Genomic DNA, 21482 nt, shown 5'->3' on the forward strand with positions numbered 1-21482 from the left:
ATTCCTGGTAATGCTGAATATATGCAGGCAAAAGAGAAGTCATCCAAGCCCCAAAACTCATCGATGACAGGGCCGGACATTCCAGAAAAGGAACTGCGCCGCCTGAAGAAAATCCTCAGCCTCATTCAGCTTCCTCAAGCACTCGTACAAAGATACTCCGGTGAAGGAACCCTGGCGCCACTGGATCCCGACATGCTGACTCTATGGTTGCAGAGAGCAGTCGCGCAGATCGACCAGTTGATTATCCGCCAACTCAATAAAATCCTTCATCACCGCAAGTATCAGGAACTGGAACGCTCCTGGCGCAGCCTTTTTGACCTGGTAGTCTTTTCTACCGGACGCAAGATGGTGAAGATCCGGGTATTGGATATCACTTGGGCAGAAGTCACCAAAGACGTTAATCGGGCCATCGAGTTCGACCAAAGCCAACTGTTCCAGAAGATTTACAGTGAAGAATATGACAAGCCGGGCGGTGAACCGTACGGCGTCGTTATTGCCGATTTTGAGGTGTCGCACAAGCCCTATGAGGGACACCGCTACAACGACATCCCAACACTTGAGCATCTGGCAGAGATCGCTGCAGCCGCTTTTTCACCGATCATTGTCAACGCCGCTCCGCAGCTGTTTGAGATGGAAAACTTCGAGCGCATGGGGTACCCCATCAACCTCAAGCAGCTGTTTGGGGAGTCTGATTACATTGAATGGAATCGACTGCGGGAACACCCGGACACCCGTTTTCTGGGCATAACCCTGCCCCGGGTACTGATGCGCAAACCTTACGAACTGACCGTTAGTGCCCACGGCGGCATTATGTTTTCCGAGCGTGAAGCACTGGCGAATGATCGGAACTATCTATGGGGATATGCCAATTTCGCCCTGGCCAAGGTATTGGTTCGCGAATTTACTGATGTCGGTTGGTTTTCCCACATCAGAGGGTTGCTGCGGGATCACCAGGCCGGCGGCACCGTCGACAGCATGATTGTTGACAGCTTTAATACCGATGCCGACGATATCGCGTTTAAACCAGTGGTGGAGTGCGTTTTTTCCGATGAGCGGGAAAGAGCATTGAGCGAACAGGGTTTCATCGCTCTCTGTCAATGTTACGATGTTCCCATGGGAGTGTTTTACAGCACACCGACTCTGCACTTTCCCAAGCAATACCGGGACAAGAAAGCCACCAACAACGCCCGTTTGTCCTCATTGCTGCAGCACGTACTTTGCGGCTCCCGATTCGCCCACTACATCAAAGTGATGACGCGGGATATGATCGGTTCAGTAAAACGCGCCGAGGAGTGCCAGCGTCAGTTACAGGCCTGGTTGTCCCAGTATGTGACCTCCCAGGAAGACTCAGACTGGTATCTGCAGGCCCGGCATCCGCTACGCGAGGCTTCGGTGACTGTAAAAGAGATACCCGACAAACCGGGCTCCTACGCCACAGCCATCTATCTTCGGCCGCATTATCAGGCCGATCGGTTGGTTTCGGAGCTGCACCTGACCACTGAAGTGACTGCGGCCAGTTGATTGCCGCTTCCCGACTAATGGACGTTTAGAGAATATTTCATGGCGAAACTCACACAAAGCCAGAAATTACGACCATCAATCCTGGACCGCCTGATGGATGATCGCCCGGACCTCAAAACTGAACCGGAAAAAAACCGGCATCAGGTTTTGAATGAACTGAGGGAATCCGTCAGAAGAGATCTGGAAGACTTACTGAACACACGTTTCCGCGCGATTTCTGCGCCGGATAACATGCATGAACTGGATATTTCGCTGATTAACTACGGACTGCCCGACCTGCACACGATCAATTTCCTCAGCGCTGAAGGGAAAGACGAGTTTTGCCGGACGATTGAGCAGCATATCGCCATGTTTGAACCACGATTTAAATCTGTCAGGGTGGTTACCCTGGATGATCAATGGAGTGAGGACACCAGCCTGAAGTTCCGCATTGAAGCCATTCTTTATGCGGAGCCGGCACCGGAAGAAGTGACCTTTGACTCCTCGCTGGAACCTATCTCAGCGATCGTTAACGTGCAGGAGGCTCGCTGATGAGTGACGATTTACTGCCGTTTTACGAAAAGGAACTGGCCTTCCTACGCCAGTCAGGGGCCGAATTTGGACGCATACATCCCAAGATCGCCGGCCGGCTGCGCATGTCAGGCGATGTGGTGGAAGACCCTCATGTCAGCCGATTGCTGGAAGGGGTTGCCTATCTGAACTCACGAATCCAGTACCGCCTGGACGATGATTTTTCCGAACTGTCGGATGCCCTGCTGGATCAGCTCTACCCTCACTACCTGCGCCCTATTCCGTCAATGACGGTGGTACAGTTCAAACCGGCAAAGGACTTGGACGGCCCCCTTAAGGTCAAACGCCATGCCCGGCTGGAAAGTGAACCTTTCCAGGGACGAGTCTGCAGCTTCATGACCGGGTACGAACTCGATATCCTCCCGGTCTCCGTCACCAAAGCGGCCCTGAAAGAGCGCCCTTTTGTGACTCCGGGTTCTCAGCGAGTAGAGCGGGCCTCATCGGTCATCCATGTCCGGCTTGAAGGTTTTACCGGAGATGTGGATTGGGCTGAACTGGGCACTGACAAGATTCGATTCTTCCTTCGGGGTCAGTCACATTACGCATACGCCCTGTACGAACTCCTCCTGAATCATTGTGTTCAGGTGGTCATGACCAAAGGTCCTGACGACACTCAGCCAAGGCTTCTCGGACCACAGTGTCTGCAACCGGTTGGTTTTGCTGAGGAAGAGGCATTGTTGCCCTGCCCCAATCAATCATTCCCCGGTTACCGCCTTCTCACCGAATATATGGTGTTTCCTGAAAAGTTCCTGTTTCTGGATGTTGAAGGGTTGAAGCCCTATCTGGAAGAAGGCTTCGGTTCCACCCTGGAATTCTATTTTTATCTGGACCGCTCCCACACCGAGCTGGAACGTAACCTGAGCGCTGACAATTTCGCGCTGGGATGTACTCCCATAATCAATCTGTTCAAGCATCGGGCGGAACCTATCAGTCTGGAGCATGAGCAATACAGCTACACAATTATTCCCGATGCCCGCTACCCGGATAACTTTGAAACCTATTCCATAGAAAAGGTTCAAGGGTTGACCGGTGACGGCAATAAAAAGAACTATCGTCCTTTTTATGGTCTGACGCACTTCGATATCAATCGGGAAACGCAGCACTTCTGGCACGCTCAAAGGTATCCGAAAGTGGGCGGAGAACTGGGTAACGAGCCAGGCAGTGAGATGGAAATATCGCTGGTGGACCTGAATTTTTCCCCGGCGGAGCTTACCGACGAAACCCTGTCTCTGGATATGTATTGCTTTAACCGCAATACCCCGGAGAAACTGCCGTTCGGTGGAGGTCAGCCACAATTCAAGTGTCTTGATATTGGTGTCACCCTGGACGGGATACACACCCTGACCCACCTGACGCCCACCATCAGACCGCCACTCAGGGACGGTGCGCGCTGGCGTCTGGTCTCCCACCTGGCCTTGAACTACCTTTCGCTCGACAGCCCCAACGCAATAGAAGTATTGAAAGAGTTGCTGTCACTCTATGACTTTCAGGACAGTGCAGCGTCAAGAGCACTGATTGCCGCACTGGTCAAAGTACAAACCAGCCCCATGACCGCGCCTGTGACACTTGGCGGTAAAACGACTGTGTGTCGCGGAGTGGAAATAGAAGTGACCTTTGATGAAACATTGATGTCGGGTAACAGTACATTTCTGTTCGCTTCAATACTGGAAAGATTTTTTGCCCTATACTGCTCTATCAATACCTTTACCCGGCTTGTTGCCAGAGTGAAAGGACGACAGGATATACTGAAGAAATGGCCGCCCAGGATCGGAAATCAACCTCTAATCTAGACCAGGTCAACCCATTGATTAAGCGAATCATGCGCTCTCCATGGCGCTATGATTTCTTTCAACTGGTACGCCTGCTTGAGCACTACAGGGATGGAGAACCATCCAAACAGGCACCTGTGGGCAGCTATTATCCTCCCAGCCAGGAACCTCTCAGGTTCTCCATGAACCCGAGCATGTCTTTTGAAGCCAGACCGGTGGAGAAAGTAACCCGCGGCGCTGAAAACGCTTTGGCCCATCGGCAGCAGTGGGATGTTCAGGTGAACTTCTGGGGCCTTGTGGGCTCCAGGGGTGTATTGCCGTTCCATTACCGGGAACTGATTCTCCAGCGCATGCGTCATAAAGATTCTGCGATGAAGCATTTCTTTGACATGCTGGATCACCGCACCCTGACTCTCTATTACCGTGCCTGGAAAAAATACCGTATTCCTCTGGTATTTGAGGCAAACCAGCGCCTGGATCCAAAATACAATCGCGACCGGCATGCGGAGTTGCTGAAAGGATTGCTTGGCATAGCCTCGAAAAAGCAGGCGCGATTTTATGAATTCAACGGCGCTGAACTGAATACCTCCGGCCTCATGAGCAGACGAGTCTGTTCTCCGGCCGCATTGGAAAAAGCGATCGCCCATCATTTCGGGCTCAAAGTCAAAATTCTCCCGTTCAGGGGACAATGGCAGTTGATGCCGGAGGATGTGCGGACCCGAGTCGGCGATTTCCGCTTGGGGGCTCGCAACCACATTCTTGGTCAGCAGGCAATTCTAGGCGAGCGAACCTGGGCTATCCAGAACCGGTTCACCGTGCAGTTCGAGGACATCGATTACGATAGCTTTCTGAACCTGCTTTCCGGCACCCAGATGCTGGGTTCCATGTATAGCTTGATTCGAACAATGTCCGGTGTTGCACTAGACTTTGACTTAGCTCTTCAGGTGAAACAACGTAAGCTGCCGACCAGCCGATTGGCATTTAAGGCCACCCCTCCATTGCTAGGGTGGAATACCCGGCTGCACGGGGACGATCCTGATGACAGGTATATCGATGTTGCTGTGTCCCGCCACGCCATGCAGAGAACGCTGGAAAGTGGTGGCAGCCTGGAAGCCGCTATCAACCACGGCTGACGCTTTTTTGAACACAACGGACCAATATCCGGCCCGATTAAAGGAATATTCAATAAAACAACGCTTTACCCAGAAAACTGACAGTGTATACAGCTGTACACCGGACTTGCACCGGGTACACATGTGGCAGTTGCATCGACCGATCTGTATGAATTAAGAAAATGAAAAAGGCTTCGCTATGATCGAACTGAACCTCCGTCAATTGATAAGCCCCACAACCACTGTTGTGCGGAAAGCGCTGGAAGACGGCCTGCGTCTCGCTCAACAGGAACGCCACAGTGCCCTGGAAGTTGAGCACGTATTGTTAAAAATAGTGGAACAAAGTGACAGTGATCTTGACCGCACCTTCGAGCAATTGGGGGTCGACATCGGCAGAGTCAGCAAAGACCTGGCGCAGGCGGTCAGCCATTTTCACCGGGACAATCCCCGGGATATGGTGCCGTTCTCTCCCAGCCTGGTGGATGCACTGAAGGTCGGATGGCTGATCGCTTCCGTGGAAATGGGCGTTAACTTCATCAGTTCAGCCCACTTGTTTGCGGCGATCATGGCTCATGACACTATGCGGACCCAACTTCTGCATTCAGTCAAAAGCCTGAAAGATGTGCCATTGGAGAAAATTCCTTCAGTGGTAAAAGCTGTGACAGGTCAATCCTCCGAAAGCCGCGCCTATTTCAAATCCGGTGGTGCAGCAGGTGGCGCCCCCGAAGCTCCCCCGGCTGCAGGCGGTGCATTGCAGAAATACACCATCAACCTGACAGAACGGGCTCGCAACAATGAAATCGACCCGGTTCTGGGACGCGACGGCGAAATCCGCCAGTGTATCGACATTCTGACCCGTCGCCGTCAGAACAACCCTATCCTGACCGGTGAAGCCGGTGTCGGTAAAACGGCAGTCGTGGAAGGATTGGCGTTGCGAATCGCTAACGAAGATGTTCCCGATCCTCTGAAAGGCGTGGCCATCCACGTTCTCGACCTCGGTCTCTTGCAGGCAGGCGCCAGCATGAAAGGCGAGTTTGAAGAGCGTCTGAAGTCGGTTATCGAGGAAGTTAAAGCTTCCCCTATTCCTATTATCACCTTCATTGACGAAGCTCACACCCTGATTGGTGCGGGCGGAAAAGAAGGACAGGGTGATGCCGCCAACCTGTTGAAACCAGCTCTGGCTCGTGGTGAGTTGAGAACCATTGCCGCGACCACCTGGGCTGAGTACAAAAAGTATTTCGAACGTGATCCTGCCCTGACCCGTCGTTTCCAGGTCGTCAAAGTGGAAGAGCCTTCTGAAGCAGTGGCGGTTGATATGTTACGCGGTATCTCCAAGACTCTGGCGACCCACCATGGTGTCAGAATCTCGGACGATGCGATCATCCAGGCGGTAAAACTTTCCGCTCGTTATATCCCGGCGCGTCAGCTGCCGGATAAAGCGGTAAGCCTGCTTGATACCGCTTGTGCACGGGTTTCACTGAGCCAGAGTGCCACCCCATCCCTGATTGAAGATACCCGTCGGCGTATCCAGCAGATCGATACCAACCTGGAATTGATCGCTCAGGAGAATGTTTCCACCGGAGCCTACCAGGAAGCCCTGGACGAGCTGCGTGCAGAAAGACTGGCATTAGAGGAAGCGCTCGGCCTGCAGGAAACTCAATGGCAAGCGGAAAAAGACGTCATCGGAAAGATCCTCGAAGTTCGCAACAAACTAGAGCTGGATTACCAGGCCAAAACGACCGATCCTGAGTCTGAAGACGCCCTCCCGGAAGAAACCGTTGTCGAACTGCAGAACGAATTCAAGAACCTGGTCGAACAGTTGATCGCCGCCCAGGGTGAGCAGCCGTTAATGCTGCCTCACGTGGATGGGCAGGCAGTGGCGGATGTTGTTGCCAACTGGACTGGTATCCCCGTCGGAAAAATGATGGGAGATGAGATCAACGGCATCCTTAACCTCCAGCAACAACTGGAACAACGGGTTATCGGACAATCCCACGCACTGGAGGCAATTGCTCAGGCAATCCGCACTTCTCGCGCCGGACTGACAGATCCGCGTAAGCCCATCGGTGTTTTCATGATGGTCGGATCTTCCGGTGTAGGTAAAACCGAAACTGCGCTGGCCTTGGCAGACATCCTGTTTGGCGGCGAACAGAACCTGACGGTTATCAACATGTCAGAGTTCAAAGAAGAGCATAAAGTCTCCATGCTACTTGGTTCTCCTCCAGGGTATGTAGGTTACGGCGAAGGTGGTGTACTCACAGAAGCAGCACGCCGTAAGCCCTATTCCGTCATCCTGTTGGATGAGATGGAAAAGGCCCACCCAGGCGTGCAGGATGTGTTCTACAGCCTGTTCGATAAGGGAACGATCAAGGACGGTGAAGGTCGCGATATCGACTTCAAAAACACCGTCATTATCATGACCTCCAACGCTGGTGAAGAAGCCATTCGTGCCATCTGTGCCCAGTCTGAGGAAAGACCTGATCCTGAAGTACTGCTCGACAGCATGCGTCCGGAATTACTTAAGCACTTCAAACCAGCGTTCCTGGGGCGTGCTAACGTCATCACTTACTTCCCGCTGGATGACGACAACATGATCAAAATTTGTAAGATCAATATGAACCGCATCGAAAAACGGGTACGTGAGCACTACGGCGCAGAGTTTACCTTTGACGATGACGTTATGGTGAACATCGTAGCCCGCTCTCAAGAGGTTGATACCGGCGCGAGGAATATCGAACATATCCTCAACCGCACCGTATTGCCGGAGCTTTCTACAGAGTGTCTGAGCCGACTGGCAAATGGAGAGCACATTGAGCACATCCATATCGGTGCAACTGAAGAAGGCAGCTTTACTTACCTGTTCAACAGCGAAGCCAAAGCGGCAGCAACAGCCTGAAGCTTTCTTCACTGAGAAGAACCCGACATAGGGATCACTAAGCGATCTCTAAAGTTAATTGGGTTCAAATAAAGTAAATCCCAAGGGTGCCGCAGGCACCCTTTTTTGTATCTTTCAAACCACTCAATGTAAGTGCCGGTTAATTGACACGTATGCTTCCCAACTGGCTGCACAAAATAATCAGGACGAATATTTTGTTTAAAAATCAACCGCTTTAAGGAGTTGGTATAAGCATTGCTACACCTTTCGGGACTCATTGGTTAATGAATTGGAAGATTGCTATGGACCAGATTACCGTATCGCGCAAAGAACTGTACGTCCTTTTTTTCAGCCTGCTTTTGGTACCGCTGATATTTTTTGGCAGCGGAATCTTTGTAGGAAATGTCATATCCACACCTTCCGCCAAAGACTCTTCGCTGATAAATGATGTTGCCGACTCATACAGGATCCAGGACGGAACCATGAATGCATCAGAAACGTTAGTTCCTTTGACAGCCAGCGTCGACCAGTCTGAGCCGACCGATATTGTGACTGTCGAAGAAGCGATTACCTCGATAGATCCGGCCAGTGACACAATCGCCATCGATTCTCCACAGATTGATGCGGTTATCAGTCCCGTTGCAGATGACATATCGACCATTGCAGAGAACAAACAGAGCACTCCTGTCGCCACCGATGAAACGGTTAAACAGGAAGCCATTGCGCCGGTAGAACAGTTTGCCGCCCAGGTAGGACTGTTTTCTGATGAGGAACGGGCCAAACGCTGGAAAAACACGCTTGATCCCAGATTTGATTATGCCGTTGTACCGAAAACCGGTTCTGACAATCCCAGATTTTCTGTCATTATCGGCCCTTACCTTTCCAAAGGGGAAGCCAGCATCATGGTGGACAGGTACAAACTGGTGACTAACAGTGATGCCTTTGTGGTGACTCTTCATGGAGAAGCCGGTCAAATGTTTGCCGGGCTCTGAGTTAAGTCCTGACTTATGTCCAGAGCTAAGTCCTTGCTTATTGGCAATCAACTTACCAATGCGACAGTGAAGCTTATTCTCCGAGAGATGAAGCTTCACTGCTCATAAGCACCACGGCTCGCTCCAAGCCGGCGTCCCGATGACACTCCCCCTGGTGAAACTCGGCACTTTCAATGATAAACAACAAGTCCCGGCGCCTGGGATATCGAACAAATATGAATTTGTCCCACTGGTCCGCCAGCATATTACCGACTCCACCATGCAGGAAACCTATCGGCTTTCCTCCATAGACCGGATAAGCACCTCGACGCAATAGTTCAAAACCCGCTGTTTTGGCATAACGATCGTAAGCAGCCTCTCCACTCTCCTGTTTATCATGACTGTCCTGTTTATCCTGGCTCCCCTGCTTATCCTGACTCTCCTGTTTATACTGACTCTCCTGTTTATACTGACTGGCCCCATGGTCATAGCGGGCCACAGGCCGGTACTTGTTGAGGTTATATACATAAAGAGGTGCATCCAGATTCTGCGCTCTGGCAATCTCCATCTGATGATGGTCCGGCCATACGGCGGTATCATCAGCTTTCCAACGGTTCCCCGGCTCACCAACGTCTTTGCATCCCTTTAATTTCCTGGTCAGCCATGAAATGACCTTCACCGCTGCAAAAACAGCCCTGGGCTCCGGCACGACAGCTAAAACATCAAGCTCATCACAAGCCTCTTCCAGTTCAGACAGATAATCAGCCAGAAAAGTCACTGCAACATCGGCACAGCGGCATTCAACTATCACCACCTCATCAATCCACATACCCTCTCGCGGAGCAGGATCCACTTTTACCTGATGCAGCCTTCGAACCCCCGTAAGGGAACCGGTTCTTTGTAACCAGGACCGATAGGCCGTGGCGCTCCCAAGTCGCACGTGGAATATCAAAGCGACCCTGTTTCTACCGACCCCTGAATACAAAGCAGCATATCTATCGTCTTTATCCATTTATGTGATGTCCTATCATTCGGTTGCGGTATCAAGCTCCTTTCCGGAAAGCCTATCATAGTTTTTAAGCGGCTCAGTCAGTGACTGGCAATATCTGACATATTTCATCGCTCGGCACATACGTCGACTTGTCAGATAATTCTCCAATAGGGTATTCTTCCCCGGCTTCTCAGAAGCGAGACATTAACCACTTATTCTCAGGGCAGGGTGAAATTCCCTACCGGCGGTATGCCCCAACGGGCGAGCCCGCGAGCGCCTGTCGATATGACAGGGTCAGCAGATCCGGTGAAAAGCCGGAGCCGACGGTCACAGTCCGGATGGGAGAGGATAAGGCTTCATATTGCCTGGACTTGGTCCCCGGCATTCGTACGCCTATTGGCCAGCCTTTACAGGCCGGCTTCCCAACGCCCTGATTCTGGCAACTCATTCAGGAGACACCATGAATCAGCCAACATCATTACTCGCCTCCTTTGGCAATCCCACGACTCGGGTAGAGAACGCCCTCACAGCCCTTCGTCACGGCCAGGGTATACTGCTGGTCGACGATGAAAATCGTGAAAATGAAGGGGATTTGATTTTCTCTGCCGAATCCATAACGGAATCTCAAATGGCCATGCTTATCCGGGAATGCAGCGGGATCGTGTGCCTATGCCTGACCGACGAGGTTATCAAGCGCCTGCAGCTCCCCATGATGGTCACACATAATTCCAGTAAAAACGGAACCGCCTTTACTGTCTCTATTGAAGCCAGAAAAGGCGTCAGCACCGGAGTGTCCGCCGCAGACAGGGTTACCACTATCCGTACCGCCATTGCAGGTGACAGCCAACCAGAGGATCTGGCCCATCCCGGTCATGTCTTTCCCCTCAGAGCCCAACCGGGAGGAGTACTCACTCGACGAGGACACACCGAAGGCACTGTGGATCTGATGCGTCTTGCAGGCCTGCAACCTTCCGGGGTGTTATGCGAGCTGACGAATCCGGACGGAACCATGGCACGGTTGCCCGAGATCATAGAATTTGCCAGACAACATGAGATGCCGGTACTCACGATTGAAGATCTGGTCCGGTACCGAGAAGATATTCTCGGCCAGACAGGCTAATCACCTCAAATAGAAGAAGTGCCTACTATTCAACTCTTCAGAAGAGTCCGGTGGGCACTTTTTCACTTGTATGCTGTTTCACCTGTATGCTTTTTTGCTCGGATACTTTTCTCATCTTAGCGTCTTCTCACCTAACATCCTTTGTTAATTAAACCGCTCTACCTCGCTACCCTGCGCTCCAGGGAATTTTCTTTATCTTTCGCTGTCCAACCTACTACATACATTGCCTGGAGACAGATTATGGACCGGCGAATTTTCATCGGAGGAGCCATCTCCACAGTCGTCGCACTTTCCCTTGGAAGAAATGGTAGCGCGGCCACTGCCCCCCAGAATACCGGTTCCGGAGACTTCCCCCCTATCCAGAAAGCCAAGACCGAATGGAAAGAGCTGCTGACCAGGCAGCAATACGATGTCCTGTTTGAAGAAGCAACTGAACGCCCCTGGTCAAGCCCACTGAATAAGGAGAAGCGTGAAGGTACTTATGTCTGTGCCGCCTGCTTCCTGCCGCTGTTCAGCTCCGATGCCAAGTTTGACAGCGGCACCGGATGGCCCAGTTTTTTCAGACCCATTGCAGGCCATACAGGAACCTCCCGGGATTGGAAGCTGCTGATCCCCCGCACCGAGTATCACTGTGCCCGCTGCGGCGGACATCAGGGGCATGTATTCAACGATGGGCCCAAGCCCACCGGACAGCGCTGGTGTAACAATGGGGTTGCTCTTCGATTTGTCCCTGCCTCAGAAACCTTACCGGAGTTACGTTCATGAATCTTAAACATATTTTTTCAGCCATCTTCCCGGTTCTACTGCTTTTCACTGCCTCAGTCACAGAAGCGGCGGAGACTTCAGAAGCGATTTTTGCCGGTGGCTGCTTTTGGTGTACTGAATCAGATTTTGAAAAGGTCTCAGGGGTGGAGTATGTCATTTCAGGATACGTCGGAGGCCATGTGGACCATCCCACTTACAAACAGGTTTCCGCCGGAGGCACCGGTCATGCTGAAGCTGTTAAAGTAGGCTATGACCCGGATATCGTCAGCTATGAACAACTTTTGGAGGTGTTCTGGCACTCGGTTGATCCACTGGCCAAAGACCGCCAATTTTGTGACGGTGGACATCAATATCGTTCAGTGATTTTCTATCTCAACGATCAGCAGAAAATGATGGCAGAATCCAGCAGGAAGGCACTGGCGGACAGCGGTATTTTAAAAGGCCCGATTCAAACAGAGATTAGTGCTGCCGGCACATTCTGGAAAGCTGAGGAATACCATCAGGATTACTACAAAAAGAATCCCATCCGCTACAAGCTCTACCGGTATGGATGTGGACGTGACGCCCGCCTGGAAGAGGTTTGGGGAGACAAAGCCGGCTGGACGCCCAATCATTGACGCCGAAAGCTGGTGCTCTTAGAAGCAAATAGAAGCAAAACCGGCTTTCGCAGAACTACTGCTTCACCTGATCCAAAACCTTTGCCAATCGCTGGCGAAGCAGTAGCAGCAGGACCAGACTGGGGATAATCATCAGCGTAGTAATGACGAAAAATACGGCCCAATTTCCATCCAGCCAATCCACCAGCACTCCGCTATAGGTTGCCAATAAAGTTCTACCCAGCGTTCCCAGAGAAGCCATCAGCGCATACTGTGCGGCCGTGAATGCCCGGTCGCACATCACCGAAAGAAATGCCACAAAGGCCACCGTGGACCAGGCAGAAGTGAAGCCATCAACGATCACTGCAGCGAGCAACAGATCAGTGGAAGGGCCGACCATCGCCAGCCAGGCAAACATCAGGTTACTCGCCGCCATGGCGATACCGCCGATCAACAACCCCCTGAACAAGCCGAAACGAATATTGACCATACTTCCGACTATTGAGAACAGGATGGTGACCCACCAACTGGTCGCTTTGGAATACAGACCGATCTCTTCATTGGAGAACCCGACTTCCTTGTAAAAAACGATCGACATACGTCCGAGAAAGGCCTCACCGATTTTGAACAGGAAGATAAACAGCAGAATGGATACCGCCAGTTTTACGCCGTTTCTGCGGAAGAATTCTGCCAAAGGTTCCAAAAAGGTGGACAGCAGCCACCCCAGTGTCTTGTGGTGCCATTTGAATGTTCCGGTATAGACTGACGCACTCCCCTCTCGCTCCCATCTCAACAGAGTTCGTAGAACCCAGGCAACAATGGCCACTTCCAGCGAAACAATTGCCCACTCAATGCCTGGAAATGAAAACGATAATCCCGGCCGCCCCAGGATCGCCCAAATACCGATGACTATGGCTAGTCCGATCAGCCCGACCAATCCGAGGCTTGCACGTTCACTGCGTTGAACAAATATTGAGAGATATCGATTTTGGGCGCTTTGCTGCTCCTTTTCACGATTAGACGGGGGCTCTTTCGCCAGTAATGTACAAACCATCAGCAGTACCACCACCACAGCCATCAACAGGTAACTGTCCGCCCAACTGAACCGGTCACCAACAAACAGGAACGGTACAGCTCCGAGCCCGGCATATCCGGTCCACCAACCGGCTGTGGTAATGGCGGATGCTGCCGACATTCGACGCCCGTCCCCCTCCGGCATGATGTCTATTCGATAGGCATCAATAGCAATATCCTGGGTCGCAGCAGACAGCGCCAAAGCCAACGCAATACTTTTCGCCAGCGCAAGCTGGGAGAGAATATCCACCTGTGACATCAGCAGGCAGCAGGCCACCACCACTCCCTGGGTCAGGAATATCCAACTTCGGCGCTGCCCCAGCCATCTTCCTCCCAAGGGAAGACGCACCCGGTCAACCAGCGGCGACCAGAGAAAGTTCACCGAATAAGCCACGAATACGACGCCAAAGAAACCAATTTCAGAGCGGGAGAATCCAGCTTCCTTGAGCCAGGCCGATATGGCCGACCCGATCATCACCCAGGGGAAGCCGCTGGATATTCCGAACAGAAAAATAGTAAGGAGACGTTTGTCCTTGTATAAACGCAGACTATCGCGCCAGCTGGCAGATTCTGACAATGTGGAAGCCTTATTCTGGAGGTGTTGGATTCTGTTTGGGTATAGCTTGGTTCAGGTGTAGCTCTGTTTAAGTAGCAGCAATGCCCCGGTGATCCGGGGCGGGTCCACTTAATCCCTGAAATTGGTGAACTGCAGAGCCAGTTCGATACTCTCGTCAGCCCGCAGCAGTTGCATGACTTCCTGCAGATCGTCACGCTTCTTGCCGTTCACCCGGACCTGGTCGCCCTGGATAGAGGCCTGAACCTTGATCTTACTTTCCTTGATCTTCTTCACCATGTCCTTGGCCGCTTTCTGGTCGATACCTTCTTTCAACGGATAGCTTCGCTTGACCAGTTTGCCGGATTTGGTGTCTGAGGGTTCACCCAGGGTTCGGAGGTCCACCTTGCGCTTGGACATGGTGGTGGTCAGCATCAGGAACATCTGCTCAAGTTGAAAATCCTGTTCTGCCTGCATATCTACAGACTTTTCAGTCAGCTCGAATGATGCTTCCACGCCCCTGAAATCGTAACGGGTTTCCAATTCACGGTTAGCCTGATCCACCGCATTGGTCAATTCATGACGGTCGAATTCAGAAACAATATCAAATGAGGGCATGATCTCTCCTGGGGGTCTTTTTCATCAATTCTTAAATTGCGTCTTTCAATTACAGCATCAAGGTCTCAAGCTGTGTCTTTTATCCACACTTAAAACTATTCCGGTTGTGTCTTTCATCCACACTTAAAACTATTCCGGTTGTGTCTTTCATCCACAACGGGCAACTGTAAAACAGTTACAAATTTTATCAAACCGATAATTTTCGCCGAATGGCTCATAGAAAAAAAACCACAAACCGTTATGATTGCCATTTTGGAAGTCAGGCTGTACTTTTTGGCATTGTTTGCTGGGCTTTATTGAGAGAGCAAAACCGAGGCAACCAATGGAGGGTAAGAAGCCGATAGCCTGACTTGAAGTACAAATGAGGCCCATAAATTCAATGCCAGGAAGTCCAAATAATCATAAATCGGATCGGAAAATTAAACGCATGCCGAACTTAGACCTTTCCATTCTCGTTGTGGATGACGCCAAATTCAGTAGCGCCATTATTACAAAAACCCTGCGAAATTCCGGCTACCGCGATGTGCGGATCGCCAACAATGCCGCTTCTGCAATCACCATGTTGGAGCAAAGGCCCGTCAGTGTATTGATCGCCGACTGGTTGATGCCGGAAATGGACGGTCTGGAACTGGCAGAAAGGGTTCGCCAGATTGACGAAGCCACCAACCATTTCACGTATATCATTCTGCTGACAGCCAAAGAAGGCGTTGAAGCTCTTTCCGAAGCCTTCGATCGCGGTGTGGATGATTTTATTAATAAGTCCGAGATGAACAAACAGTTGCTGCCCCGGGTATTTGCAGCAGACCGTATTTCGGACATGCAGAACACCCTGTTGCTTGCCAATCAATTGTTGATGGATAACAACCAAGAACTGCAGGAACGTAATGTACTGGATCTCTCTACCGGCCTGGGGAATCAGAGGCTGGCTCGGGAGCGTCTGGCTGATATGCTGCGACAGACGGAATCCCGCGGCGGTGCGGCAAGCTACGTTCTGATCGGCATTCGTAACTGGCAGTCTATCCGCAAGCAATATAATCCTGCCATTGTGGAAGAGGTTGCGAACGGGGTGGCACGCAGGTTACGTCACCTCACACGGCCACTGGACACCGTATGCCGAATTTCAGAGAACCAATTGGCGATCATCAGTCAGTTCAGTTCCCTCGATCAGTGCACCAGCACTTGTTTCCGACGCATTCATGATGGCATCAACCACAAGGCCTTTAAGACCACAGCCGGATTTATATCCGTACAGGCCGGCACCAGCATTATCGGCATAGACGGCAGTACAGCGATGCCCAATGCCCAACAAGTGGAAAGGGTGGCCCTGAAACAGCTGCAATATGCCTTCGACACAGGGACCATCTCCATCAGCCACTGGCCTGAAGTGACTCTGGAAACAGAAGAATCCGAATAAGCCCTTCCCGGCCCCGAGGACATCATGCTTCGGGGCCTTTCTTCTTTCTATTTCTTAGCCTTCTTGGCCTATAGCAGCTTCTTCGTTTATCTCAGTAATTCTCAACTTATCAGAGATTATCGGCACATATCAGCAAATACCCGCACACAGAGTTTCCTGATCGTTACAAAACACCACAACAGCTTACCCAAACACAACTGAATCTCCCGTCGGACTTTCCTAAACTTCTCATTGTGGATTTGAGTAGTATCCCCACTTACAAGCAAGGGGGATCTTAGTAGTAACCCCTTGCTTCTTTTAAGTGGCTATTCACAGTTTCCTTGCCTTTTGTTTCATTTCCATTCTCTTTACAGAGTTCGGGGTGGCGTAGTTTGCTGCCCCATTTGTTTATTTATCTCCAAAAACTTCCACTGGGATCCCGCTACCCCACTATTTGTTGGTCAGTACCGCAACTTGTTGGTCAGTACCGCAACTGTGGTGAATGTAAACAGACTTCCCGGCACCAGAAAATAGGCGATCAGGTCGGAAACAGCCCAATTTCCATCCACAATTCTGCCTCTTCTGTATAAGCTAAGAGTCACCCCGACCAGGATGAATATCAGGATACTGATCCAGCCCATCATGGAATGCTCGACGATCCCGTATTTCATCGGTACAGGCAGCATAAAACTCAGCATCCAAAGCGCTGCAACGCAGCTGGCGCTGTCATAGGTTCCAAGTATTTTTTTCATAAACCCCAAAATAGCCAGTTAATTTTCCTTCAAGCAGCTTGTTCCAGTGATTAGCGCCAGAAAGAACTCAATGTGCAACATACATATCTGATACATGTTAGTCCAACTACCTGATAACTTTACAAAAGACTAACAACAGCTTACGTAGAAACAACTGAATATCAGGGATTCGTCTATTAATATTTAAATCGTGGATTTGAGTAGTATCCCCCATTTAGAGCAGGGGGTTGTGTAGTACCCCTGCTGCTTTTTGGGCCCTCACTGAGGTTGGTTGTTATCTTGTCCCACAAGGTTTATTTAGGGCGACCCGTTTGGGTTGCCCTTTTTTATTGCCTAAAAAAAGACCCCACAGAAGTGAGGTCAAAACTCTACCGAGGGTTCGGTTATCAAATAATGCCGTTTACCGCATTCCTGAATACCTGGGTTAAATCTTCGGCATTGACCGGAGTAGGATTTCCGCCCGCGGAAGGATCTCCAGCAGCGAGCTCACCAACGGCCTCCGCCTGATCGGCCGCAACATCGATATCACGAAGCGTATGCGGAATTCCCAGCTGCCTGCGGAATTCCAGCACCCACGCCAAGACAGATTCAAAAGACGTGTCCTGCAGACCGATCGCCTGAGCAACAGGAGTCATGCGATGCTCGATGGCGCTCTGATTATGCTTCATCACATAGGGCAACAGGATCGCATTGGTAAGACCATGGTGAGTGTTATACATGGCACCAACCGCATGGGCGATGGCATGCACACCTCCCAAGCCTTTCTGGAACGAGATCGCTCCCATACTGGCAGCCGCTAACATGTGAGTTCTGGCAACCAGATCAGCACCATCTTCATAAGCTACCGGCAGAGCTTCCGCAATCAGACGCATCCCCTGCAAGGCAATGCCTTCGGCAATCGGGTGAAATCCGGGTGCACAATAGGCTTCAAAACAGTGAATAAAAGCATCCAGACCTGTTGCAGCCGTAATGGGTGGAGGTAGTGCAACTGTCACTTCCGGGTCCAGAATGACCGCTACCGGTAGCATTTTGGGATGGAACACGATGACCTTGCGATGCTCTTGCTCGTTGGAAATTACCGAAGCACGCCCGACTTCAGAGCCTGTTCCCGCCGTCGTCGGTACGGCAATCACCGGGGCAATACCGTTAACGTCCGCCCGCTTCCAGTAGTCGCCGATATCCTCAAAATCCCATATCGGACGGGTCTGCCCGGACATAAACGCAATGGCTTTGCCCACATCCAAAGCACTACCGCCGCCAAATGCAATAACACTGTCATGCTGGCCCGTACGATAGACTTCCACCCCCGCGCTGACAGAGCTTTCTACCGGGTTACCGGCAACATCGGCGAACAGGTCAACACCAAGCCCGGCATTTTTCAGCAATGCCAGAGTTTCAGTGATCATGGGAAGATCCTTAAGTCCCTTATCTGTCACCAGCAAAGGCGACTTATATCCCAGCTCCTCACATAAGGACGGCAGCTCTTGCAACCGCCCCGGACCCACCAGCATTCGATTGGGAATTCCCCAGTTGGCAGTAATGGTTTGTGCTGAACTCATAATCAGGCTCCAGAAGGCAATCTAAGGTGGAAACTTTTAGGCTGGGTCAGTGCGTCGTACCCCAATTCAGAGAGAGACGCGCCACGCCCAGTATTCTTGACCCCTGTCCATACCAACGATGGGTCCAGATAGTCACATCGATTCATGAAAAAGGTTCCGGTATTTACCTGGGCGCCAAGACTTTCTGCCGCCTCAAGATCACGGGTCCAGATGGAGGCGGACAGGCCAAATTCGCAGTCGTTCATCAGAAGAATTGCCTCTTCATCCGAGCTGACAGGCATAACGCCAACCACCGGACCAAAACTTTCTTCCTTCATCACGCGCATATCATGGTTCACATTGACCAGGATTTGCGGAGCCATATAAGGGCTGCCCTCTTCATCAGCGGGAAAATCAGCAGGGTTAATGAGGGTCTTGGCACCGGCCGCAACGGCTTCTTCAATCTGCCCACGGACAAAGGCAGCGGCACTTGCTTTTACCAGTGGCCCCAGTGACGTTGTCGGCTCCAGGGGGTTACCCAGCATCAGTTTTTTGGTTTCTTCGACCAATGCCTCGACAAATTCATCGTACACACTTTCGTGGACATAAATACGCTCTATGGAACAGCAGGACTGCCCGGTATTAAAGAATGCCCCATCTGCCAGATTGACTGCGGCATCGGCGATGTCCGCATCGGCGCGGACATACGCAGGATCCTTGCCTCCCAGTTCCAGACCGGTACCGGCAAAGTTGCCGCTTTCTGCAACAGCCTGCTGAATACTGAGACCTCCACCCACGGACCCGGTAAAGTTCACGAAACGGATTTCAGGAGACTTCAACAGATCGGATGTGGTCTGGTGACTCATGTGCAGAACTTGGAACAAACCTTCCGGCAGCCCGGCCTTTTCAAGCACACTTTGGATTCGCTCACCACACAATAAAGTTTGTTGCGCATGTTTCAGAATTACCGCGTTACCGGCCACGAGTGCTGGCCACACCGAATTCACTGCGGTCATGTAAGGGAAATTCCAGGGAGCAATTACCATCACCACCCCAACCGGATCACGACGTATATAGCGCTTGAATCCTTCCTTCTCCGGCATCTCGATCGGTGCCAATACCCTGGGGGCAATTTCCAGCATATAGCGGGCACGCTCACTGAAGCCGCGCACCTCTCCGGCTCCCTGGGATACCGGCCGCCCCATTTGCCAGGCCAGCTCGGTAATCAGGTCCTGGGTTTCCTCCGCCAGGATATCGATGGCCGCATTCAGAATACGGATACGCTCATCCAGTGACACCTGTTGCCAGGCTTTTTGCGCTGTTGCGGCTTTAGCGACACTTTCCCGGGCTTCCTCCGCCGAAACATAAGGTCTTTCGGCGAACACTGATCCGTCAACCGGACTGATTATTCGTGCCATTTCACTCATGGTTTACTCCACGACGTTTGATATAAAGTTTGTGATGAATTTGATTTAAAGTTTGTATTAAAAAGCACCCAGGGCGAAACCACATCGAGCAATGGCTTCGCCCAGTTCTGTATTAAATCCAGTCTAATACCTTCAACCTGCTAGATACCTTCAACCTGCTAGATACCTTCAACCTGCTAGATACCTTGAACCTACTAAATAATCTCGAAGTAACGGCGCATCTCCCAATCGGTAATGGCCTTACGAAACTCCCGCTCTTCCCACTCACGGGTAGCCGCATAATGTTCAACAAATTCGCTTCCGAACAGCTCTTTCGCTGCGGTTGACTCACGTAATCGACCGGCTGCTTCCATTAAGGTTCTGGGGAGATCCCGTTCTTTACTGAACGTTTTCTCATAGGCATTTCCTTCTATCGGAGCATCAGGTTCGATCTTGTTCTCAATCCCCCACAAACCAGAACCTAATGCGGCAGCCAGGGCAATATAGGGGTTAATGTCCGCTGCAGAAATCCGGTATTCAACCCTTTGCGACTTAGGTGTACCGGGGATTGCCCGCAAGGCACAGGTACGGTTCTCAATACCCCATGAAGCCGACGTCGGAGCCCAAAACCCGGGAATAAGGCGGGTATAGCTGTTCACCGTACAGGCGATCATCGACAGCAGTTCAGGCATCAATGCCTGTTGGCCACCGATAAAATACCGCATGGTATCCGACATGTTGTGCTCATCTTTGCCCTCCTCATGGAAAGCCGAGCTGCCGTCTTTGTTCTGCAATGAAATATGCATGTGGCCGCTTTGGCCCGGCCAGTCTTTGGACCATTTTGCCATGAAAGTGGCCATCCAGCCCTGGCGCTGTGCGTACACCTTGGTAAATGTCTTGAAGAGTGCTGCTTTATCCGCCGCAGCCAGTGCCTGATCGACAGTCAGTGCTGCCTCCAGAACCCCTGGGCCGGTCTCCGTATGGAGGCCTTCCACTCCCATATCGAAGTTGTCACAGTAGCTCATGAAGTCTTTGTAAAAATCACCCATTACAGAACTGCGCAGCACCGAGTAACCAAAAAAGCCCGGTGTAATGTTCTTCAGGTCGGTGTAGTTCTTTTCACGCACTGAATGGGGAGTTTCCTCGAACATGAAGAATTCGAATTCACAGGCAGCACTGGCCGTGAACCCCATGCTGTCAGCTTTATCCAGTACCCGCTTCAGCAATCCACGCGGACAGATCTTTTCCGCACGGTTCTCAAATTCACACAGGAAAAACAGAATATTGTCTTCAGAGGGAATTTCCCTGCAACTATCGGGAATAACACGAACCCAGGCATCAGGATAAGCGGTATGCCAGCCGGTGAAAGTGGTGTTGTCATACAGCTGATCATTGGAGTCCCAGCCTAGTACCACATCGCAAAAACCAAAACCGGACTCCAACGCCGACAGGAACTTTTTCCTGCTCATGTATTTTCCGCGCAGGATACCATCAACATCAAACACACCCACCTTTACATGTTGGGCATTTCGTTCCTCAATAATCTTTTTGGCATCAGCGATGGTTTTCACATCTCTGGGCTGCATATTATTCTCTCCTGTCATTGCAATGGTCGCTTCACAGCTACAATCCGCTTCCGTAAACTCACAGTTTCAGAATTCAGTTCAATTACTGCATCAGTGACCGATTCAGTCCATCCCATTCCACAGGTGCGGCGAGGGAGTCAGGTATTTTTTCTCTATTGCCCGTCAAGAACCGGTTTATTATTTTTGCCGATTATTTTGTACAATATTGTACACACGTGATATATAATATCTCCTAAATGTACATATTTGTACATACCCAAATTAATAAATCT

At 51.2% G+C, this 21482-nt stretch carries 17 protein-coding genes and 1 riboswitch; of the genes, 10 read left to right on the forward strand and 7 right to left on the reverse strand.

What is annotated here, in order from left to right; all coding sequences use genetic code 11:
* The first annotated feature begins 21 nt into the window (after positions 1–21).
* The 6 genes from tssC (at position 22) to BTA51_RS08945 (ending at position 8839) form a co-directional block, all read left to right on the forward strand.
* The gene (gene tssC, locus BTA51_RS08920; protein WP_094707082.1) at positions 22–1521 is read left to right on the forward strand and encodes a type VI secretion system contractile sheath large subunit; all 1500 of its coding nucleotides are present in this window, start codon (positions 22–24) and stop codon (positions 1519–1521) included.
* 39 nt (positions 1522–1560) lie between these two features.
* Positions 1561–2052 (forward strand): type VI secretion system baseplate subunit TssE, encoded by a 492-nt coding sequence (tssE, locus tag BTA51_RS08925; RefSeq protein ID WP_094707083.1) that lies wholly within the window; start codon positions 1561–1563, stop codon positions 2050–2052.
* On the forward strand, positions 2052–3881 hold the full coding sequence (tssF, locus tag BTA51_RS08930) for a type VI secretion system baseplate subunit TssF (protein WP_094707084.1): 1830 nt from the start codon (positions 2052–2054) through the stop codon (positions 3879–3881). Before tssE ends, tssF begins: the two co-directional genes overlap by 1 nt.
* Positions 3845–4993 carry a type VI secretion system baseplate subunit TssG gene (tssG, locus tag BTA51_RS08935; protein WP_094707085.1) on the forward strand — a complete coding sequence of 383 codons (1149 nt, stop codon included), beginning with the start codon at positions 3845–3847 and terminating at the stop codon, positions 4991–4993. Before tssF ends, tssG begins: the two co-directional genes overlap by 37 nt.
* A gap of 178 nt (positions 4994–5171) precedes the next feature.
* Positions 5172–7868 carry a type VI secretion system ATPase TssH gene (tssH, locus tag BTA51_RS08940; protein WP_094707086.1) on the forward strand — a complete coding sequence of 899 codons (2697 nt, stop codon included), beginning with the start codon at positions 5172–5174 and terminating at the stop codon, positions 7866–7868.
* A 281-nt stretch (positions 7869–8149) separates the two neighbouring features.
* The gene (locus BTA51_RS08945) at positions 8150–8839 is read left to right on the forward strand and encodes an SPOR domain-containing protein (RefSeq protein WP_168188108.1); all 690 of its coding nucleotides are present in this window, start codon (positions 8150–8152) and stop codon (positions 8837–8839) included.
* A 73-nt stretch (positions 8840–8912) separates the two neighbouring features.
* Here BTA51_RS08945 and BTA51_RS08950 read toward each other — a convergent pair whose 3' ends face one another.
* The gene (locus tag BTA51_RS08950) at positions 8913–9830 is read right to left on the reverse strand and encodes a hypothetical protein (RefSeq protein WP_094707088.1); all 918 of its coding nucleotides are present in this window, start codon (positions 9828–9830) and stop codon (positions 8913–8915) included.
* Positions 9831–10019: 189 nt separating this feature from the next.
* Positions 10020–10163: riboswitch (FMN riboswitch) on the forward strand.
* A 106-nt stretch (positions 10164–10269) separates the two neighbouring features.
* Between BTA51_RS08950 and ribB the strand changes: the two genes are divergently transcribed.
* The 3 genes from ribB (at position 10270) to msrA (ending at position 12311) form a co-directional block, all read left to right on the forward strand.
* Positions 10270–10929: a 3,4-dihydroxy-2-butanone-4-phosphate synthase gene (ribB, locus tag BTA51_RS08955; protein WP_094707089.1), complete on the forward strand. Its 660-nt coding sequence runs from the start codon at positions 10270–10272 to the stop codon at positions 10927–10929.
* 240 nt (positions 10930–11169) lie between these two features.
* Positions 11170–11694 carry a peptide-methionine (R)-S-oxide reductase MsrB gene (gene msrB, locus BTA51_RS08960; protein ID WP_094707090.1) on the forward strand — a complete coding sequence of 175 codons (525 nt, stop codon included), beginning with the start codon at positions 11170–11172 and terminating at the stop codon, positions 11692–11694.
* Positions 11691–12311, forward strand: a complete 621-nt coding sequence (msrA, locus tag BTA51_RS08965; RefSeq protein WP_094707091.1) for a peptide-methionine (S)-S-oxide reductase MsrA — start codon at positions 11691–11693, stop codon at positions 12309–12311. The genes msrB and msrA overlap by 4 nt, the downstream gene beginning before the upstream one ends.
* 55 nt (positions 12312–12366) lie before the next feature.
* Here the strand turns inward: msrA and BTA51_RS08970 are convergent, their stop codons facing one another.
* Positions 12367–13941 (reverse strand): MFS transporter permease, encoded by a 1575-nt coding sequence (locus tag BTA51_RS08970; RefSeq protein WP_094707092.1) that lies wholly within the window; start codon positions 13939–13941, stop codon positions 12367–12369.
* 108 nt (positions 13942–14049) lie between these two features.
* Positions 14050–14535, reverse strand: a complete 486-nt coding sequence (locus BTA51_RS08975) for a YajQ family cyclic di-GMP-binding protein (protein WP_094707093.1) — start codon at positions 14533–14535, stop codon at positions 14050–14052.
* A gap of 427 nt (positions 14536–14962) precedes the next feature.
* On the opposite strand from BTA51_RS08975, the gene BTA51_RS08980 reads away from it, so the two are divergent.
* Positions 14963–15949, forward strand: coding sequence for a response regulator (locus BTA51_RS08980; protein ID WP_094707094.1), 987 nt, complete (start codon positions 14963–14965; stop codon positions 15947–15949).
* A 440-nt stretch (positions 15950–16389) separates the two neighbouring features.
* Here the strand turns inward: BTA51_RS08980 and BTA51_RS08985 are convergent, their stop codons facing one another.
* The 4 genes from BTA51_RS08985 to BTA51_RS09000 all read right to left on the reverse strand — a co-directional run bounded on the left by BTA51_RS08985 (position 16390) and on the right by BTA51_RS09000 (position 21210).
* Entirely contained in the window at positions 16390–16680 is a 291-nt protein-coding gene (locus tag BTA51_RS08985) for a hypothetical protein (RefSeq protein WP_094707095.1), read from the reverse strand.
* Positions 16681–17066: 386 nt separating this feature from the next.
* The gene (locus BTA51_RS08990) at positions 17067–18239 is read right to left on the reverse strand and encodes an iron-containing alcohol dehydrogenase (RefSeq protein ID WP_094707096.1); all 1173 of its coding nucleotides are present in this window, start codon (positions 18237–18239) and stop codon (positions 17067–17069) included.
* Between the two features lie 2 nt (positions 18240–18241).
* Positions 18242–19645 (reverse strand): aldehyde dehydrogenase family protein, encoded by a 1404-nt coding sequence (locus tag BTA51_RS08995; protein ID WP_094707097.1) that lies wholly within the window; start codon positions 19643–19645, stop codon positions 18242–18244.
* Between the two features lie 194 nt (positions 19646–19839).
* Entirely contained in the window at positions 19840–21210 is a 1371-nt protein-coding gene (locus tag BTA51_RS09000) for a glutamine synthetase family protein (RefSeq protein ID WP_094707098.1), read from the reverse strand.
* Between the last annotated feature and the right edge of the window lie 272 nt (positions 21211–21482).

Source organism: Hahella sp. CCB-MM4, from assembly GCF_002260525.1.
In the GTDB taxonomy this organism is placed as follows: Bacteria; Pseudomonadota; Gammaproteobacteria; order Pseudomonadales; family Oleiphilaceae; genus Hahella.

Coding starts and splice junctions, on each gene's coding strand:
- tssC (WP_094707082.1), top strand. CDS start 22: ATGCAGGCAAAAGAGAAGTCATCCAAGCCCCAAAACTCATCGATGACA.
- tssE (WP_094707083.1), top strand. CDS start 1,561: ATGGCGAAACTCACACAAAGCCAGAAATTACGACCATCAATCCTGGAC.
- tssF (WP_094707084.1), top strand. CDS start 2,052: ATGAGTGACGATTTACTGCCGTTTTACGAAAAGGAACTGGCCTTCCTA.
- tssG (WP_094707085.1), top strand. CDS start 3,845: ATGGCCGCCCAGGATCGGAAATCAACCTCTAATCTAGACCAGGTCAAC.
- tssH (WP_094707086.1), top strand. CDS start 5,172: ATGATCGAACTGAACCTCCGTCAATTGATAAGCCCCACAACCACTGTT.
- BTA51_RS08945 (WP_168188108.1), top strand. CDS start 8,150: ATGGACCAGATTACCGTATCGCGCAAAGAACTGTACGTCCTTTTTTTC.
- BTA51_RS08950 (WP_094707088.1), bottom strand. CDS start 9,830: ATGGATAAAGACGATAGATATGCTGCTTTGTATTCAGGGGTCGGTAGA.
- ribB (WP_094707089.1), top strand. CDS start 10,270: ATGAATCAGCCAACATCATTACTCGCCTCCTTTGGCAATCCCACGACT.
- msrB (WP_094707090.1), top strand. CDS start 11,170: ATGGACCGGCGAATTTTCATCGGAGGAGCCATCTCCACAGTCGTCGCA.
- msrA (WP_094707091.1), top strand. CDS start 11,691: ATGAATCTTAAACATATTTTTTCAGCCATCTTCCCGGTTCTACTGCTT.
- BTA51_RS08975 (WP_094707093.1), bottom strand. CDS start 14,535: ATGCCCTCATTTGATATTGTTTCTGAATTCGACCGTCATGAATTGACC.
- BTA51_RS08980 (WP_094707094.1), top strand. CDS start 14,963: ATGCCGAACTTAGACCTTTCCATTCTCGTTGTGGATGACGCCAAATTC.
- BTA51_RS08985 (WP_094707095.1), bottom strand. CDS start 16,680: ATGAAAAAAATACTTGGAACCTATGACAGCGCCAGCTGCGTTGCAGCG.
- BTA51_RS08990 (WP_094707096.1), bottom strand. CDS start 18,239: ATGAGTTCAGCACAAACCATTACTGCCAACTGGGGAATTCCCAATCGA.
- BTA51_RS08995 (WP_094707097.1), bottom strand. CDS start 19,645: ATGAGTGAAATGGCACGAATAATCAGTCCGGTTGACGGATCAGTGTTC.
- BTA51_RS09000 (WP_094707098.1), bottom strand. CDS start 21,210: ATGCAGCCCAGAGATGTGAAAACCATCGCTGATGCCAAAAAGATTATT.